Source organism: Paracoccus sp. N5 (assembly GCF_000371965.1).
GTDB lineage: Bacteria > Pseudomonadota > Alphaproteobacteria > Rhodobacterales > Rhodobacteraceae > Paracoccus.
This window is the reverse complement of record NZ_AQUO01000001.1, coordinates 2,446,823-2,462,662: the sequence shown is the minus strand read 5'-3', so window position 1 is coordinate 2,462,662 and position 15,840 is coordinate 2,446,823. Positions and strand designations below refer to the sequence as shown.

Annotated in this window: 13 protein-coding genes and 1 tRNA gene; 8 read left to right on the top strand and 6 right to left on the bottom strand. The window is 68.0% G+C overall.

What is annotated here, in order from left to right:
• Positions 1–72 precede the first annotated feature (72 nt).
• Positions 73–678, top strand: coding sequence for a hypothetical protein (locus tag PARN5_RS0112500; protein WP_018000110.1), 606 nt, complete (start codon positions 73–75; stop codon positions 676–678).
• Here PARN5_RS0112500 and PARN5_RS0112495 read toward each other — a convergent pair.
• Positions 666–1,118 carry a type II toxin-antitoxin system RatA family toxin gene (locus PARN5_RS0112495; RefSeq protein WP_018000109.1) on the bottom strand — a complete coding sequence of 151 codons (453 nt, stop codon included), beginning with the start codon at positions 1,116–1,118 and terminating at the stop codon, positions 666–668. The two genes, PARN5_RS0112500 and PARN5_RS0112495, sit on opposite strands and share 13 nt — an antisense overlap.
• A gap of 55 nt (positions 1,119–1,173) precedes the next feature.
• Here PARN5_RS0112495 and PARN5_RS0112490 point away from each other — a divergent pair, with 55 nt between their 5' ends.
• Positions 1,174–1,362 (top strand): hypothetical protein, encoded by a 189-nt coding sequence (locus tag PARN5_RS0112490; RefSeq protein WP_018000108.1) that lies wholly within the window; start codon positions 1,174–1,176, stop codon positions 1,360–1,362.
• 118 nt (positions 1,363–1,480) lie between these two features.
• On the opposite strand, the gene PARN5_RS0112485 is transcribed toward PARN5_RS0112490, so the two are convergent.
• Positions 1,481–2,329 (bottom strand): neutral zinc metallopeptidase, encoded by an 849-nt coding sequence (locus PARN5_RS0112485; RefSeq protein WP_018000107.1) that lies wholly within the window; start codon positions 2,327–2,329, stop codon positions 1,481–1,483.
• 186 nt (positions 2,330–2,515) lie between these two features.
• Here PARN5_RS0112485 and PARN5_RS0112480 point away from each other — a divergent pair, with 186 nt between their 5' ends.
• The 4 genes from PARN5_RS0112480 (at position 2,516) to PARN5_RS0112465 (ending at position 7,604) form a co-directional block, all read left to right on the top strand.
• The gene (locus tag PARN5_RS0112480; RefSeq protein WP_018000106.1) at positions 2,516–3,112 is read left to right on the top strand and encodes a DedA family protein; all 597 of its coding nucleotides are present in this window, start codon (positions 2,516–2,518) and stop codon (positions 3,110–3,112) included.
• A gap of 54 nt (positions 3,113–3,166) precedes the next feature.
• On the top strand, positions 3,167–3,661 hold the full coding sequence (locus PARN5_RS0112475) for a disulfide bond formation protein B (RefSeq protein WP_018000105.1): 495 nt from the start codon (positions 3,167–3,169) through the stop codon (positions 3,659–3,661).
• A 135-nt stretch (positions 3,662–3,796) separates the two neighbouring features.
• Positions 3,797–6,484 (top strand): DNA gyrase subunit A, encoded by a 2,688-nt coding sequence (gene gyrA / locus PARN5_RS0112470; protein ID WP_036744902.1) that lies wholly within the window; start codon positions 3,797–3,799, stop codon positions 6,482–6,484.
• Between the two features lie 46 nt (positions 6,485–6,530).
• Positions 6,531–7,604, top strand: coding sequence for an AI-2E family transporter (locus PARN5_RS0112465; RefSeq protein WP_085999845.1), 1,074 nt, complete (start codon positions 6,531–6,533; stop codon positions 7,602–7,604).
• A 16-nt stretch (positions 7,605–7,620) separates the two neighbouring features.
• On the opposite strand, the gene PARN5_RS0112460 is transcribed toward PARN5_RS0112465, so the two are convergent.
• From PARN5_RS0112460 to PARN5_RS0112450, 3 genes are all read right to left on the bottom strand, one after another.
• The gene (locus tag PARN5_RS0112460) at positions 7,621–10,143 is read right to left on the bottom strand and encodes a DUF3772 domain-containing protein (RefSeq protein ID WP_018000102.1); all 2,523 of its coding nucleotides are present in this window, start codon (positions 10,141–10,143) and stop codon (positions 7,621–7,623) included.
• A gap of 7 nt (positions 10,144–10,150) precedes the next feature.
• Positions 10,151–11,182 carry a cysteine synthase A gene (locus PARN5_RS0112455; RefSeq protein WP_018000101.1) on the bottom strand — a complete coding sequence of 344 codons (1,032 nt, stop codon included), beginning with the start codon at positions 11,180–11,182 and terminating at the stop codon, positions 10,151–10,153.
• A gap of 78 nt (positions 11,183–11,260) precedes the next feature.
• Positions 11,261–12,322: an NUDIX domain-containing protein gene (locus PARN5_RS0112450; RefSeq protein WP_018000100.1), complete on the bottom strand. Its 1,062-nt coding sequence runs from the start codon at positions 12,320–12,322 to the stop codon at positions 11,261–11,263.
• A 128-nt stretch (positions 12,323–12,450) separates the two neighbouring features.
• Here PARN5_RS0112450 and PARN5_RS0112445 point away from each other — a divergent pair.
• Positions 12,451–12,540 (top strand) — tRNA-Ser (locus tag PARN5_RS0112445).
• A 324-nt stretch (positions 12,541–12,864) separates the two neighbouring features.
• Here PARN5_RS0112445 and vsr read toward each other — a convergent pair.
• Complete coding sequence (gene vsr, locus PARN5_RS0112440; protein ID WP_018000099.1) at positions 12,865–13,332, bottom strand: DNA mismatch endonuclease Vsr; 468 nt, start codon at positions 13,330–13,332, stop codon at positions 12,865–12,867.
• 67 nt (positions 13,333–13,399) lie between these two features.
• Here vsr and PARN5_RS0112435 point away from each other — a divergent pair, with 67 nt between their 5' ends.
• Complete coding sequence (locus PARN5_RS0112435) at positions 13,400–15,040, top strand: DNA cytosine methyltransferase (RefSeq protein WP_018000098.1); 1,641 nt, start codon at positions 13,400–13,402, stop codon at positions 15,038–15,040.
• Positions 15,041–15,840: the final 800 nt, after the last annotated feature.

Below are 15,840 nucleotides of genomic sequence, written 5' to 3'. Positions count from 1 at the left end.
CGCCCGCAACCCGCTTGCCAGCCCCCGTCACGGCCGCTAATCCGCACGGATGCTTTCGACCGTGAGTTGTCCATGCTGATCTTCGTCAAGCCCCGGATCGTGCTCCTGTCGGTGCCCAAGACCGGCACCACGGCGCTGGAACAGGCGCTGTCCGAGCGCGCCGAGATCGCCTTTCGCGGCCGGGCCGAGATCAAGCACCTGAACCTGCGGCAATATATCAACAAGATCCGCCCGCTGCTGCATCCGCTGGGCGCGCCGCGTTTCGAAACCGTGGCGGTGATCCGCGAGCCGCTGGACTGGCTGGGCAGCTGGTATCGCTTTCGCGCCCGCGACGCGCTGATCGGCCAGCCGAACAGCACCGCGCACCTGTCCTTTTCCCGCTTCGTCGGGGATTACCTGCAACCCGGCGAGCGTCCCAGCCATGCCAGGCTGGGCCGGCAATCGGACTTCCTGATCGACAACGACGACCGCATCGCCGTCGACCACATCTTCCGCTACGAGGCGATGCCGGCGCTGGTGGATTTCCTGGCCGCGCGCCTGGGCCGGGCGATCACCCTGCCCCGCGTCAATGTCTCGCCCGAAGCCGCGACCGATCTCGATGTCGAGACCGAGGCGCGGCTGCGCGCCGCCCTGGCGCCGGAATACGCGATCTGGGAACGGGCGCGTCAGGCGCCGTAAAGCGCGCGGGCGCGGTCCTCGAAGGCGCGGACGATGCGGCTCATCGCCTCGCCGAAGACCACGCCGATGACCTTGCCGAGAATGGCGTTGCGGAATTCGAAATCGACGAAGAATTCGACCTTGCAGCCGCCTTCCGGCAGGTCGGCGAAACTCCAGCCGCTGCGCAGATATCTGAACGGCCCGTCCAGATATTCGGTATCGATGCGCCTGCCGGCCGGCCACAGCGTCACGCGGCTGCCGAAACGCTCGCGGAACACCTTGAAGCTGATGACCAGATCGGCCTCGATCACCTCGCTGCCGCCCTCGCCCGGGCGGCGGGCACGGATGCGGGCGGCGGAATTCCAGGGCAGGAACTCGGGGTATCTTTCGATATCGGCCACCAGCGCATACATCTGGTCGGCGGTATAGGGCAGGATGCGGCTGTCGCTGTGCTGAGGCAAGACGTGGTCCCGGGCGGTTTTCCGTTTCGGCGATCCCTAGCAAAGGAAGGGGCGCATGAACAACCTCCTCTGGCTGATCCGGGCATCGCGCTGGGCGCGCAACCCGCCCAGCGCGCGCATGGTCAAGCTGGTGCTGGCCATCGTCGCGCTGGGCTTGGTGCTGCTGGGCCTGGAACATTTCGGCCTCTGGCCCGACTGGGCCACCCTGGACCGGCCGCGCGGCATGCCCCGCATCCGGCCCTGAGCACCCGGCTTCTTTGCTCCGGAAATACCCCCGCGACCGCGCCGCCCGCGGCATGGCCGCGCCTTTCACCGTTTCCCAAATACCCCGGCAACGGCGCCATGCGCGCGGGCCCGCCGGCCTAGATCCCGGCCGCCTTGAACGTGTCGCATTGCCCCATCTGGCCCGAGCTGAAGCCGCGCTTGAACCAGTCCTGCCGCTGCGCGGCCGAGCCATGGGTAAAGGCATCGGGCATCGGCGCGCGGCCGGCCTTTTCCATCAGCGTGTCATCGCCCACGGCGGCGGCGGCATTGATCGCCTCGTCGATGTCGCCCTCGTCGATGCTGTTGAACTGCTGGCTGGCGTGGCTGGCCCAGACCCCGGCGAAGCAATCCGCCTGCAATTCGGTCAGGACCGAGATCCGGTTCGCCGTGGCCTGGTTCGACTGCTGGCGGGCCTGCATGGTCTGGCTCAGGATGCCGAGCTGGTTCTGGACATGGTGGCCGACCTCATGCGCGATGACATAGGCATAGGCGAAGTCGCCGCCCGCGCCCATCTTCTGGCTCATGGTGCGGAAGAAATCGGTGTCGAGATAGATCTTGCGGTCATTCGGGCAATAGAACGGCCCCATGGCCGATTGCGCCGTGCCGCAGGCCGAGCTGTCGATGCCCGAGAACATCACCAGCCCCGGGTCGGCATATTGCTCGCCGGCCTGTTCGGGCAGGACGCGGGCCCAGACCTCCTCGGTATCGGCCAGCACCACGCTGACGAACTGGCCCGATTCCTTCTCCTCGGCGGTCAGCTCGCGCGGCTCGCCGGACGGGCTGCCCTGCTCGAGCCCGCCGACGATGGGCGAGATGTCGATGCCGAAGAAATAGCCCACCGCCAGGATCGCCAGCATGCCGACGATGCCGACGCCCCCCGCGCCCGCCCGGCCCATGCCGCGCCGGTCCTCGACATTGCGGCTGCCGCGTCTGCCCCGCCATTCCATCGCACCCCTCCCGCCGGCGGCGCGCGCCGGTCAAATCGCCGTCATGCCAGCTTTATCCAAAGCCCTGCCCGGCGCAACACCGACGCGGGCCCGACAGTTCCGCCGCCCCTTTGACAGTTCCGCCCCCGCCCCCTTGACAGTTCCGGCCCCGCCCCGCAGCACGGGGCGCAAACGAAGGGGGCGGGCATGTTCGACTGGGTGGTTTCGACGATCGACAGCTGGGGCTATCTGGGCGTCTGGGCGCTGATGGTGGCCGAGAACGTCTTTCCGCCCATCCCCTCCGAGGTCATCATGCCGCTGGCCGGTTTCCTGGCCGGCGCCGGCAAGCTGTCGCTGACGCTGACCATCCTGGTCGGCACGCTCGGCTCGGTCCTGGGCACGCTGATGTGGTATTGCGTCGGGCTGTGGTTCGGCGAGGAGCGGCTGAAGCGCTTCGCCGCCCGCCACGGCCGGCTCCTGACCCTGTCGCCCGGCGACATCGAGGCGGCGCATGACTGGTTCCAGCGCCACGGCGCCATGGCGGTGTTCTTCGGCCGCATGATCCCGGCGATCCGCACGCTGATCTCGGTCCCGGCCGGGCTGGCGCGCATGCCGCTGTGGAAGTTCCTGGCCTATACCACGGCGGGCAGCGCGCTCTGGACCGGGGTTTTGACCTTCGCGGGGCTGATGCTGCATGAAAATTATGCGCTGGTCGCCGACTGGATCGACCCGCTGTCGAAGCTGGTCGTGGTCACGGTCGTGGCGGTCTATGTCTGGCGGGTGATCCGCTGGAAGCCGCATTGACGCTCACGCATTTGGCACTTGCCGAGCGCGCGCCGCCGGCCTAACCCAAGGCTCATGAACGGATTTCCAAGCAAATCGCTGGCCGCCCTGGCCGGCGCCGGATCGGCCGCGCTGCTGGCGGCGGCGCTGACCTTCCAGGCTATGGGCTATGCGCCCTGCGAGCTTTGCATCCTGCAACGCTGGCCGCATCTTGCCGCCGCGATCATCGGCGGGTCGATCTGGTTTCTGGGCTGGCGGCGCTGGCTCGCGGTCCTGGGTCTGCTGGCGGCACTTTGCGCCACCGGCTTCGCGATCTATCACGCCGGGGTGGAGCTGAAACTCTGGGCCGGGCCGCAGCATTGCGCGGGCGGGGTTTCGGGCCTGGCGCAGCTGTCGACGCAGGACCTGATGGCCGCCATCGAGGCGGCGCCGCTGGTGCGCTGCGACCAGGTGGCCTGGAGCCTGTTCGGCATCTCGATGGCGGGCTGGAACGCGATCTGCTCGGCGGCGCTCTCGGGGCTGTGGCTGGCCTCGGTCCGGGGCCGCAACCGCGTTCCCGGCACCGCCTGAGGGCCGCTAAAGATTGCACCGGCTGCTGGTATGGGATAGACCGTCACCCAACAAGATGTTGAGGCGAACCCCGTGGCTGATACCCCCGAAAACGACGACGATTCCCCCGAGAACGGCACGGCCGAACGCGCGGTGATGCATCACGACGGGCCGGTGATCGACATCTCGCGCGAGATGCGCTCGTCCTATCTGGACTATGCCATGTCGGTCATCGTCAGCCGGGCGATCCCGGACCTGCGCGACGGGCTGAAGCCGGTGCACCGGCGCGTGCTTTTCGCCATGCACGAGACCGGCAACACCCATGACAAGCCCTATCGCAAGTCGGCCCGTCCGGTCGGCGACACCATGGGGAAGTATCACCCGCATGGCGACGCCTCGATCTATGACGCGCTGGTGCGGATGGCGCAGCCCTTCTCGATGTCGCTGCCGCTCTTGGACGGCCAGGGCAACTTCGGCTCCATGGACGGCGACAGCCCGGCGGCCATGCGCTATACCGAGGTGCGGATGGACAAGCCCGCCGCCTATCTGATGATGGACATCGACAAGGACACCGTCGATTTCCAGGACAATTACGACGGCAAGGACCGCGAGCCGACCGTCCTGCCGGCACGTTTCCCGAACATGCTGGTCAACGGCGCCGGCGGCATCGCCGTCGGCATGGCCACGAACATCCCGCCGCACAACCTGGGCGAGGTCGTGGACGCCACGCTGGCACTGATCGAGAACCCGGACCTGCCGACCGAGCGGCTGATGGAGATCATCCCCGGACCGGACTTCCCGACCGGCGGCGTGATCCTGGGCCGCTCGGGCATCCGCAAGGCCTATCTGGAGGGCCGCGGCAGCGTCGTCATGCGCGCCAAGACCCGGATCGAGGAAGGCCGCAACGGCCGCCAGCTGATCGTGCTGGACGAGATCCCCTATCAGGTCAACAAGGCCACGCTGATCGAGAAGATCGCCGAACTGGCCAAGGAAAAGCGCATCGAGGGCATCGCCCATGTGCAGGACGAATCCGACCGCATCGGCGTGCGCGTGGTGGTCGAGCTGAAGCGCGACGCCACCGCCGAGGTGGTGCTGAACCAGCTGTTCCGCTTTACGCCCATGCAGACCAGCTTTGGCTGCAACATGCTGGCGCTGAACGGCGGCCGGCCCGAGCAGCTGACCCTGCGCGACTTCCTGACCCATTTCATCAGCTTCCGTGAGGAGGTGGTCGCCCGCCGCACCGCTTACGAGCTGCGCAAGGCGCGCGAGCGCGCGCATGTGCTCTGCGGTCTGGCCGTCGCGGTCTCGAACGTCGATGAGGTGGTGGCGACGATCCGCAGCTCGGCCGATGCCGCCGAGGCGCGGGCGCGGCTGATGGAGCGGCGCTGGCCGGCGCATGAGATCGTCGAATACCTGCGGCTGATCGACGATCCGCTGCATCCGGTGAACGAGGACGGCACCTACAACCTCTCCGAGACCCAGGCCCGCGCCATCCTGGAGCTGCGCCTGCAGCGCCTGACCCAGCTGGGCGTGCAGGAAGTCACCGACGAGCTGAAATCGCTGGCCGATTCCATTCGCGACTATCTCGCCATCCTGGCCTCGCGCGAGCGGATCATGGCCATCATCTCGGGCGAGCTGGCCGAGGTGAAGGGGCTTTTCGCCGTGCCGCGCCGGACCGAGATCGTCGACTGGGCTGGCGACATGGACGACGAGGACCTGATCGAGCGCGAGGACATGGTCGTCACCATCACCTCGGGCGGCTATATCAAGCGCACCGCCCTGGCCGAATTCCGCAGCCAGCGTCGCGGCGGCAAGGGCCTGTCCAGCATGGCGACCAAGGAGGACGACCTGGTCACCACGCTGTTCGTCGCCAATACCCATACCGAATTGCTGTTCTTCACCACCGACGGCATGGTCTATCGGCTGAAGACCTGGCGCCTGCCGCTGGCGGGCCGCACCTCGAAGGGCAAGGCGATCGTCAACATCCTGCCGATCCAGGCCGGGGTTTCCATCGCCGCGCTCTTGCCGATGGACGCGCCCGAGGCGGATTGGGACGATTACCAGGTGGTCTTTGCCACCTCGGACGGCGACATCCGCCGCAACGCGCTGTCGGATTTCACCAATATCATGCGCAACGGCAAGATCGCCATGAAGCTGCCCGAAGGCGTCGAGCTGATCGGCGTCCGGCTGGCGACCGAGAATGACGACGTGATGCTGGTCACCGCCTCGGGCCGGGCAATCCGCTTCCAGACCACCGATGTGCGCGTCTTCAAGGGCCGCGATTCCACCGGCGTACGCGGCATCCGGCTGGTCAACAAGGGCGACCGCGTGGTCAGCATGTCCGTCATCCGGCATTTCGAGGCCGATCCGGCCGAGCGCGCCGCCTATCTGAAGATGCGCCGCGCCGTCGAGGGCGCGCTGGACGACGGCGCCGAGGCCGACGAGGACGAGGATGCCGTGGCCGAGGGCAACATCACCCAGGAACGCTATGCCGAGATGTCGGCGGCCGAGGACCTGATCCTGACCATCACCGCCAAGGGCGCGGGCAAGATCAGCTCCAGCTTCGACTATCCGCTACGCGGCCGCGGCGGCCAGGGCGTGACCGCCATGGACAAGGCGATGCGCGGCGGCCCGCTGGTCGCCAGCTTCCCGGTCGAACGCGACGACCAGATCATGCTGGCGACCTCGACCGGGCAGTCGATCCGGGTGCCGGTCGAAGGCATCAGCTTCCGCTCGCGCTCTGCCGGCGGCGTGCGCGTCTTCAATACGGGCACCGATGAAACCGTGGTTTCTGTTGCCCGCATCGCCGAGAATGGCGAGGATGACGAGGCCGAAGAGGCATAGGCAAAACCGGGGCGCCCTGCCCCGGTCCTCAGCAACGGGGACGGGATTGAGGCCAAGCGACTCGCAACTGGCGGAACGGTTGCAGACCGGCTTTCTGGGCGTCATCGCCTTTGGCCTGGTGCTGGCGCTGCTGGTGCAGGCGCGGTTCATCCTGATCTGCCTGGTCTTCGCGATCATCCTCTTTTCGCTGACCTCGGACGCGATTTCCGCCTTTGCCCGGCTGAAGGTGCCGAACTGGCTGGCGACCACGCTGGCGCTGATCGCCATCGCCATCGGGCTGCTCTGGACCGCGACCACGGTGGTGGCGCAGGTCAACGAGGTGCTGTCCACCGCGCTGAACTATGCCGACCGCGCCCAGGCCGCGCTGGAGCGGCTGAGCCAGCGCTGGGGCCCGAACGTGCAGGAGGCGATCAACACCTTCCTTGGCAGCGTCGATTTCGCGGGCTGGATGCGCTCGGCCGCCGGGCAGGCCTCGAACCTGGTCTCGGCCTCGGTGCTGATCCTGACCTTCGTCGGCTTCATGTTCAGCGAGCGGATCTGGTTCCCGATCAAGATCGAGCGGCTGACCGGCGATCCCGACCGCGCCCGGCAGGTGCTGGCGACGGTGTACAAGATCATGCGGCGGGTGAACCGCTATCTGGTGGTCAAGGCCGCGATCAGCGCGGTCACGGCGGCGCTGATCTGGCTCACGTTCCGCTTTTTCGGGCTGGAGCTGGCGGGCGCGGTCGCCATGCTGACCTTCATCCTGAATTTCATCCCGACGCTGGGCTCGATCATCGCCACGGTCATCACCGTCGCCATCGTGCTGGCCCAGACCGGCGATCCGACCACGACGCTGGTGATCGGCAGCATCACCACGGCGGTGCATTTCATCATCGGCAATGTCTTCGACCCGATGCTTCTGGGCCAGACGCTGCGGCTGTCCTCGTTCGGGATCATCCTGTCGCTGGCGTTCTGGGGCGCGGTCTGGGGCATTTCGGGCACCTTCCTTGCGGTGCCGATCATGGTGGCGGTGATGATCGTCTGCGCGCAGATCCCCTGGCTGCGGCCGGTGGCGATCCTGCTGTCGCAGGAGGGCGTGCCCGAGGCCGAGCCGCGCCACCCCCGCCTGCGCGGCTGACCGCAGCGCCAGGGGCTCAGTCGCGGTCGGTGTCGTCGCGGCCGTCGTTGTTGACGCCGGCGGGGCCGTATTCGCCGCTTTCATGGCCCTCGAACTCCTGCGTGGGCGGCTGGTCCTCTGCGGCCGGCCGCGCCGGCGCCTCGGGCTGGGTCGCGGGGGTGGCGGCGGGCGCTTCCTCGGCCGCAGGCTCGGCGCGGTGCAGGTAGATGTCCTGCGATCCCCTGACGACGCCGGGCAGGACGATCCCCGCGGCGGCGAAGCGTTCCAGGATCTGGTGGTTGATCTCGGAGACGACCGAGACGCCGGCATTGATGTCCGACAGCATCGCGCGCAGCTCGTAATTCTGCCCCGTCGGGGTGATGCTGCGCAGCAGGACGGCGGGGGCCGGGTTGACCAGCACGGTCGGCTGGTCCTCGGCGATGTCGCGCAGCAGGGCGGCGACCATGCGGCCGTCCGAGCCGACGCCGACCGTGATCGGCACGATGATGCGGCCCTGCAGGCTGCCGCGCGTCCAGTTCGTCACCGGCTGGGTGATGAGATTCGAGTTCGGGACGATGATCTGCGTGCGGTCGAAGGTCTGGATCTGGGTGGCGCGCACCGCCATCTTCTTGACCACGCCCTGCTGGCCGCCGACCTCGATCCAGTCGCCGACGGCGATGGGGCGTTCGACCAGCAGGATGATGCCCGAGACGAAGTTCGACACCACCTGCTGCATGCCGAAACCGATGCCGACCGACAGGGCACCGGCGACGACCGCCAGCGAGGTCAAGTTGATCCCGGCCGCGGTGATCGCCAGCAGCCCCGCCAGCCCCAGCCCGACATAGCCGATGATCGAGACGACCGCGTTCTGCCCGCCGCGGTCCAGCCGGGTCTTGGGCAGGATCGAGCTGCGGAAGGCGCCCTGGACGAAGTTGGTCAGGAAATAGCCGACGGCAAAGACCAGCACGAAGGTCAGGATCGCCATCGGCGACAGCGTGACCCCGCCCAGGCTGAAGCCCTGCTGGGTGCGGGTCCAGGCCTCGGCCAGGTCGCTGACCCGCGCGCCCCAGATCAGCGCGAAAAGCGGCAGCGAGGCCAGGACCAGCGCAAAGCCGATCAGCGCCGGCATCAGCGCGTCGCGGGCCGCGGCGCCGCCGCCCTTGGCCATGGCGTAAAGGTCGCCGATGAAGTCCTGCAACACGATCAGCAGCCCCGCCAGCCCCAGCGTCATGACCGAGGACCACAGCGCCGCATTGGCCGCCGTGACATAGCCCACCGCCGCGGCCAGCGGCGCGGCCAGCGCGACGATCCGCGCCATCGCGCCCAGGAAGGCCACGATGCGCACGCGGTAGTCCGGCGCATCCGAGACCTCCGAGGGCTTGAGCCGGCGCAGCAGATTCGCCAGCTGGAACAGGCAGAAGGCGCCGAACAGGATCAGCAGGAAATGCCAGACCCCGGCCGAGGCCTCGCCCAGCCGCTCCGGCACGGTATTGACGTCATTGTCGCTGTTGAAGCCCGAGAGCGGCAGCACCGAGCGCGCAATGAGCTGGTGCAGCGCCAGCGACATGGCCAGAAGCGTGGCGCGGAACCGCGACCGGCGCCGCTGCGCCTCGCTCATCGGCAGCGGCGCCTCGCCCGCGCTGCCTTCCTCGGGGAACAGCCGGCGCGCCAGCCAGATGCCGCCGAAGAACGACAGGCCCGAGGCCGGCACCGAGCGCAGCAGCGGCATGCCCCAGTCGTCGAAGAGATCGGTCGCGATCAGCGTCGCCGCGGCCAGCATCACCCCGATCAGCGGAATCGCGATCTGGCCCAGCGACACGCCAAAGACCAGCGCCGCGCGCGAACGCTCGCCGGCCCGCGCCGACAGCCGCGAGGGCAGCGAGTCGATCCAATGCCGCCCGCGCGTCAGCAGGATCAGCGCCACCAGCAGGAAACCCCCGACCAGCGGCAGCCGGTCGGTAAAGCCCGAGAGCCCGCCGATGTCGTCCCAGCGGCCCCGCGCCTCGGCATAGATCTGCCGGCCGACATTGGCGGCCTCGACCATGGCCGGACCCCAGTTCGCGGGGTTCAGCGGCGAGGGCGTCTTGCGGATCAGCGCATGCGCCTGGCGCTGGCGGATGGTCTGGTCGATCTGGGTGACGATGCCGTCGGCGCGGCCATAGGCCTCGACCGCCTGCAAGCCCGGCGCCTGCAGGGTCGAGAGCTGCTCGTTCAGCTCCTTGCGGCGCGCGGCGATGTCGTCGGATTCGGTCTGGCCCTCGGCCGGGGGCGGTCCCAGGGCGTTGATCTGGTCCTTCAGCGTCGCGATCCGGGTCGCGTTGATGCCCTGGGCCTGCTTCAGCCGCTCGCGCCACTCGACCACGGAATCGCGGATGGTCTGCAGCCGCTTGTCGTTGGCCTGATCGGATTGCAGGATCTGCTCGGCCTGGTCGGCGAGCTTGTTCCAGGCGTCGTAATCCGGCGCCTGCGGATCCTGCGCCGCGGCCGGCAGGGTCAGCGCCAGAAACAGCGCGACGACAAGCGCGGCGAGGCGCGGCAGCACGGCAGCAAGACGGGGCATCGGTCGGTCAGTCCTCGAAGACTTCGGGCAGATCGGCGGGTTTGCGCGCCATCCATTCCGGCACCGGCAGGCCCTTGGCGCGCAGGAACTCGGGGTTGAACAGCTTGGTCTGGTAACGCGTGCCATAGTCGCAGAGCACCGTCACGATGGTGTGACCCGGCCCCATCTCGCGTGCCATGCGGATCGCGCCGGCGACATTGATGCCGGACGAGCCGCCCAGGCACAGCCCCTCGTGTTCGAGCAGGTCGAAGATCACCGGCAGCGCCTCGCTGTCGGGGATGCGCCAGGCCATGTCGGGGGTGAAGCCTTCCAGGTTCGCGGTGATGCGGCCCTGGCCGATGCCCTCGGTGATCGAGGAACCGGGGCTTTCGAAGACGCCCTCGGTATAGAAGCTGTAGAGCGCCGCGCCCTCGGGATCGGCAAGGCCGATCTTCACGCCCTTGGGTTGCAGCGCCATGGCGACGCCCGCCAGCGTCCCGCCCGAGCCCACGGCGCAGACGAAGCCGTCGACCTTGCCGCCGGTCTGCTCCCAGATCTCGGGGCCGGTGGTTTCCAGATGCGCCTGGCGGTTGGCGATATTGTCGAACTGGTTGGCCCAGATGGCGCCGTTCGGCTCGGTCCGCGCCAGCTCTTCGGCCAGCCGGCCGGAATAGCGCACGTAGTTGTTGGGGTTCTTGTAGGGCTGCGCGGGCACCTCGACCAGTTCGGCCCCGGCCAGGCGCAGCATGTCCTTTTTCTCCTGGCTCTGCGTTTCCGGGATCACGATGACGCTGCGAAAGCCCATCGAGGCGCCGACCAGCGCCAGGCCGATGCCGGTGTTGCCCGCCGTGCCCTCGACGATGGTGCCGCCCGGCTGCAATTCGCCCCGCGCCACCGCATCCTTGATGATATAGAGCGCGGCACGGTCCTTGACCGACTGGCCCGGGTTCATGAACTCGGCCTTGCCCAGGATCTCGCAGCCGGTCTCTTCCGAGGCGCGGTTGAGCCGGATCAGGGGAGTATTGCCGATGGCAGAGGCAAGGTCGGGGCAGATGCGCATGGCGTGGCCTTTCGCGGAAGGGATCGCCCTTGGTTTACACGCCACAGCCGGATGGCGGCAACCCCGCCCCGGCGCAGGTCACACGTCGCGCCGCAACGCCTCGTGGCGCAGTTCCAGCCACAGCGCCAGGTTCAAGAGCGGGCCATTGCGGATCTCGCCCGCCAGCGCCATGCGGGTCAGTTCGGCGCGCGGGATCAGGTGGCTGCGGATGTCCTCGTCCTCGCTGTCCAGGCCGCCGATGCCGGCAGCCTCGTCCGGCAGATCGGCGATGCCGATGTAAAGATACAGGTATTCGGCCACCGCGCCCGGGCTCGGGTAGTTGTGCGGGCCGGGAATCAGCCTTTCGATCCGCAGCCCGGCCTCTTCGACCGCCTCGCGCAGCGCCGCCTCGGCCGGGGTCTCGAGCGCATCGACACGGCCGGCCACGGTCTCGTGCAGCCAGGGCTGGGCATCGCCGCGCAAGGCCGGACCGGCGCGGAACTGGTCGATCAGCATCACCCGGTCGCGGCGCGGATCCCAGGGCAGCACCACCGTCGCGTCGCCCGAGACGAAGACCGCCCGCAGCAGATCCGGCGTCCAGCCGCCACCGTGGCGCAGGTGACGCAGCCGCGCCTCCTCGACCGAGAAATAGGCGGCGTAGGGTTCGCTGATCGAGAGCATGTCCCAGCGCCCCTGCCCCGCCGGTCCGACGCCGGGCAAGGCGGCGGTCTCGATGGCGCGCAGCCGCGAGGCGACCCAGCTCGCGATCATCGGCAACCGGCGCCGGACCTGTTCGGCCGGCTGGTCCTGGGGCAGCGCGAGCAGTTGGTCGGCCATGGCGGCGGCCAGTTCGGGCTGCCAGTCGGCCTGGCCCTGCGGACCGGGACCGCCGAGCACAGCCCCCAGCACCTCGCGCCCGCCGACCTGGCACGGTTCCAGCTTCAGGATCGCGGCATAGCGGCGCAGCGCCGGCGTCCATTCCGCCTGCCACAGCGGCAGGTCGGCTCCGGCCGGGCGCAGGCGCGGCCAGCAACCGGCCGCGATGCCGGCGGATGGCTCCGGCACCAGCGCATGCCCGGCCAGCGGCGCGGCCGGCGCGGCCTCGGGCGCAAGGCGTTGGCGCAGCAGGGGATGGGCCAGCGGCCCGATCAGCAGCGGCATCGGCGGGTTCCTTTTCTGCGGCCGCGACGGGGGTTTGGGGCCGGTTGCAAAACTTTCGCGTTTTTGGCGCGAAGCCCCTTGCGCTTCAACCCCGCTGCGGCTAAATCCCCGCCACCACCCAAGAGCGCGGAGAGGTGCCGGAGTGGTCGAACGGGGCGGTCTCGAAAACCGTTGAGCCTTCACGGGTTCCGTGGGTTCGAATCCCACCCTCTCCGCCACTTGCCTCTGCGAAAGCGTTCTCCCCATACGGCTGCGGCCGGATTTTTTCGTTGTTTTCGAGGGTTATGCGGGTGGGCTGTTCACTTTGCCCGGCGCGAGATGGCCGAAATCGGTCTCTCCTGGCCGATATTCTCCGGACCTGTTGACTGGACGCGCAAAGGTTCAGTTCACGCAACCTGTTGAAATCGTATGGTTTCGGTCGATGCAAAGCTGTTGACTTCGACGACAGGGGCAGCCTGCCGAGATGGAACGGAGATCGAACCTTCGCCAATGAAGCGATGCGTTCAGAAGATCAGCCAGGGTTGCTTGCAGCACTACTCCAGTCATTCCGTGTGGCGAAGGTCGCCTTCGTCGATCTCGATATTGGGCGCGCCAGTTGCAAGCCATGAGACAAGCGCAGAGCAGGTCGCCGTGACTTGGTTCGGCTTGCGCAGCGCGCACTCCCATACTATCGCCACGCGCCACCCATCTGCCACCAGCGCCTCGCATGCCGCACGATCGCGCCTGACATTCGCGGCGAACTTCTCTGCCCAGAACTCGGGGCGGGTCGCGGGCGTGGTCGTGTAACGGCAGCCTTCGTGACGGTGCCAGAAGCAGCCATGCACGAAGATGACGGCCCGGTGCTTCGCGAGGACCAGATCCGGCCGACCAGGGACACCGTTTCCATGCAGCCGATACCGAAAGCCGCGCGCGTGCAACGCGCGCCTCAGCACCATTTCCGGCTTCGTGTCCTTGCCCCGGATCCCGGACATCATCCGCGAGCGGGTCTGCCTGTCGACGATATCCGCCATTTGCCTCCTGGCCTCTGCGTCCGGATCTAGTATACAGCCTGCAACCCGAATTCGAGAGGCCCCTGATTTGCCAGCCACTTTCGGCATCGTCGATCTTTTTGCCGGCCCAGGCGGGCTGGGCGAGGGCTTTGCGTCCCTCGATGTCGGCGGCCACGCGCCGTTCCGGATCGGCATCTCGGTCGAGAAGGAGGCCTCGGCGCATCGCACGCTGACCTTGCGCGCCTTCCTGCGGGCGCATCAGGCGCGTCTCGGGGCGTTGCCACAGGCCTTCATCGACTTCCACGCCGGACTGATCCCGGAGCCCGACTGGAGCGAGGTGGATGCGGTGGCGTGGCAGCATGCGACGGCGGAGGCGCAATGCCTCAAACTCGGGACGGAACCGGCTGCCGCCGCCATCGATCATGCCATCGGTGCGCTGCGCCGGGAGTTCGACGACACCATCCTGATCGGCGGCCCGCCCTGCCAGGCCTATTCGCTTGTCGGGCGCGCGCGGGCGAAGGGGAAGGTCGGATACGTCCCCGAGAAGGACGAGCGGCATTACCTCTTCCGCGAATACATCCGGGTACTCGACCGCCTGCGCCCCGCTGCCTTCGTCATGGAGAACGTCAAGGGCATGCTGTCCTCGACGGTCGAAAGCCGCCTTGTCTTCGAGATGCTGATGGAGGACCTCGCCTCGCTCGGCACCGGTCAGGGACATCACTACGAGATGAGGGCGATCCGGGTGTCGGACGGCAGGGCCAGTCTGCGGGAGGCCGCGCAGCCTTCGGATTTCATCGTCCGCGCCGAGGAATGGGGGGTGCCGCAGCGGCGTCACCGGGTGATCATCGTCGGTATCCGCTCCGACCTGGCGGACAGGGCCACCGGGACGAGTGTACCGATTTCAGGGGTGACACGGACTGTCGATGACGCCATCGGCATAATGCCGGCGCTGCGAAGCGGCCTGAGCCGCGGTCGCGACGACCCGGCGAGCTGGCGGCGAGAGGTCGTTGAGGCTGCCCTGCTGCTTGCGGGCATCCACCGGGGCAAGGGAGACGGGCCGCTGCGCGACCTCTTCTCCGCCGTTGCGACGGGCCTGAAGAATGGATTGCTGGCGCCCCGCCTGTCAGCGCGGCGCCCCGAGGGCTACGGCACATCAAACGACGAACTCCTCGCCTGGCTGGAGCGCCCTGCGTTGCGCGGTTTCGCCCAGCACGAGACACGCGGGCACATGCCCTCGGACCTCGGCCGCTATCTGTTCGCTGCCGTCTTCGGCGCGGTGCGCGGTTACAGCCCAAAGGCTTCCGATTTCCCGCTGTCGCTCAGCCCCGACCATCGCAACTGGTACAGCGGCGTTTTCAACGACCGCTTCCGGGTCCAGGTCGCGGGGGGGCCATCTACCACGGTCACGAGCCACATCTCGAAGGACGGCCACTACTTCATCCACCCCGATCCAATGCAGTGCCGCAGCCTCACTGTGCGCGAGGCGGCGCGCCTGCAGACCTTCCCGGATGACTACCTGTTCCTAGGCAACCGGACGCAGCAGTACGTGCAGGTCGGGAACGCCGTTCCGCCCTACCTCGCCCGCCAGATCGCCCAGCTTCTCTTGCGCGGCCTTTCCGGGGCGCCGTCTTGCGAGTCGCCGGCGACCGAAGCCTCTGACATGGCAGCTCGCAGCCGCGAGATTTCGTCGGCCAAGACGCCCGCGTCCGAGAGTTTGCCGAGGAGATAGTCGAGTGCGTTACGTTCGCCCCGGTCAAGAGGAGCGTGGCCTTCCTGAAGGGTTTCGAACGCGGATTGCGACTTCGGTGAAAGCCAACCGCGCTTCCCGGCTTCCTGCCTCACTTTCCGGGCAGCATCCGCCATGCTCGACCCCGACATCGAGAGCTCGGCCTCAAGTGCCTCAACCTGTTTGTCGTCTTCGGATCGCCCGCTAGGTGCGGCGTCGGGGCCGTCTAGGCCCCCCGACGTTCCGCCTCGAGTAGGGGCGGACTGATCGGGCACGCCGAAAACCCCGTCGAGGAAGCGGGCGCGATCGCCCGGCGGCAGGTCCGCAAGGGATCTGATCTCGTTGCGGACCCGGATGCGGAGGATCGCGCGACGCATGATGTCCTCCATGCCCCCCTTGCCATGATGGCGTGCAGCGCGGTGCCATGCCTCTGCGACGGCGAGGGCAAGAACATGATCGCCCCCGATGCTCGGTCGCTCGGTAATCTGCACGAGGGCATCCTCGGTTAGCGCCTCCAGCAATCCCCAACGCTCGGGATGCCCCGAGCCCCGGTCGAGTGCACGGCCACGCATCCAGAGCCTTTGGAAGGTATTGCGCACACCTCCGGCGTAGCGCTCTGTCGAGCTGCCGAAGCGCCAGTAGGTAATGTCCGGGGCAATGACAGCGGCAACAAACGCCCAGACATCATCCCGAAGCGCCTCGCCGGTAGTGAAGAGGTCGGATCGAGCAAGCCAGGCGGCGGTCTCGGCATCGAAGCCGGCATGGGACTGCCGGGCACCTTGCTGTCCAAACCCATGTTTCCG

What these genes read in the sequence shown, in the direction of transcription:
- PARN5_RS0112500 (WP_018000110.1), top strand. Translation starts at nt 73, where the DNA reads ATGCTGATCTTCGTCAAGCCCCGGATCGTGCTCCTGTCGGTGCCCAAG.
- PARN5_RS0112490 (WP_018000108.1), top strand. Translation starts at nt 1,174, where the DNA reads ATGAACAACCTCCTCTGGCTGATCCGGGCATCGCGCTGGGCGCGCAAC.
- PARN5_RS0112485 (WP_018000107.1), bottom strand. Translation starts at nt 2,329, where the DNA reads ATGGAATGGCGGGGCAGACGCGGCAGCCGCAATGTCGAGGACCGGCGC.
- PARN5_RS0112480 (WP_018000106.1), top strand. Translation starts at nt 2,516, where the DNA reads ATGTTCGACTGGGTGGTTTCGACGATCGACAGCTGGGGCTATCTGGGC.
- PARN5_RS0112475 (WP_018000105.1), top strand. Translation starts at nt 3,167, where the DNA reads ATGAACGGATTTCCAAGCAAATCGCTGGCCGCCCTGGCCGGCGCCGGA.
- gyrA (WP_036744902.1), top strand. Translation starts at nt 3,797, where the DNA reads ATGCATCACGACGGGCCGGTGATCGACATCTCGCGCGAGATGCGCTCG.
- PARN5_RS0112460 (WP_018000102.1), bottom strand. Translation starts at nt 10,143, where the DNA reads ATGCCCCGTCTTGCTGCCGTGCTGCCGCGCCTCGCCGCGCTTGTCGTC.
- PARN5_RS0112455 (WP_018000101.1), bottom strand. Translation starts at nt 11,182, where the DNA reads ATGCGCATCTGCCCCGACCTTGCCTCTGCCATCGGCAATACTCCCCTG.
- PARN5_RS0112450 (WP_018000100.1), bottom strand. Translation starts at nt 12,322, where the DNA reads ATGCCGCTGCTGATCGGGCCGCTGGCCCATCCCCTGCTGCGCCAACGC.
- vsr (WP_018000099.1), bottom strand. Translation starts at nt 13,332, where the DNA reads ATGGCGGATATCGTCGACAGGCAGACCCGCTCGCGGATGATGTCCGGG.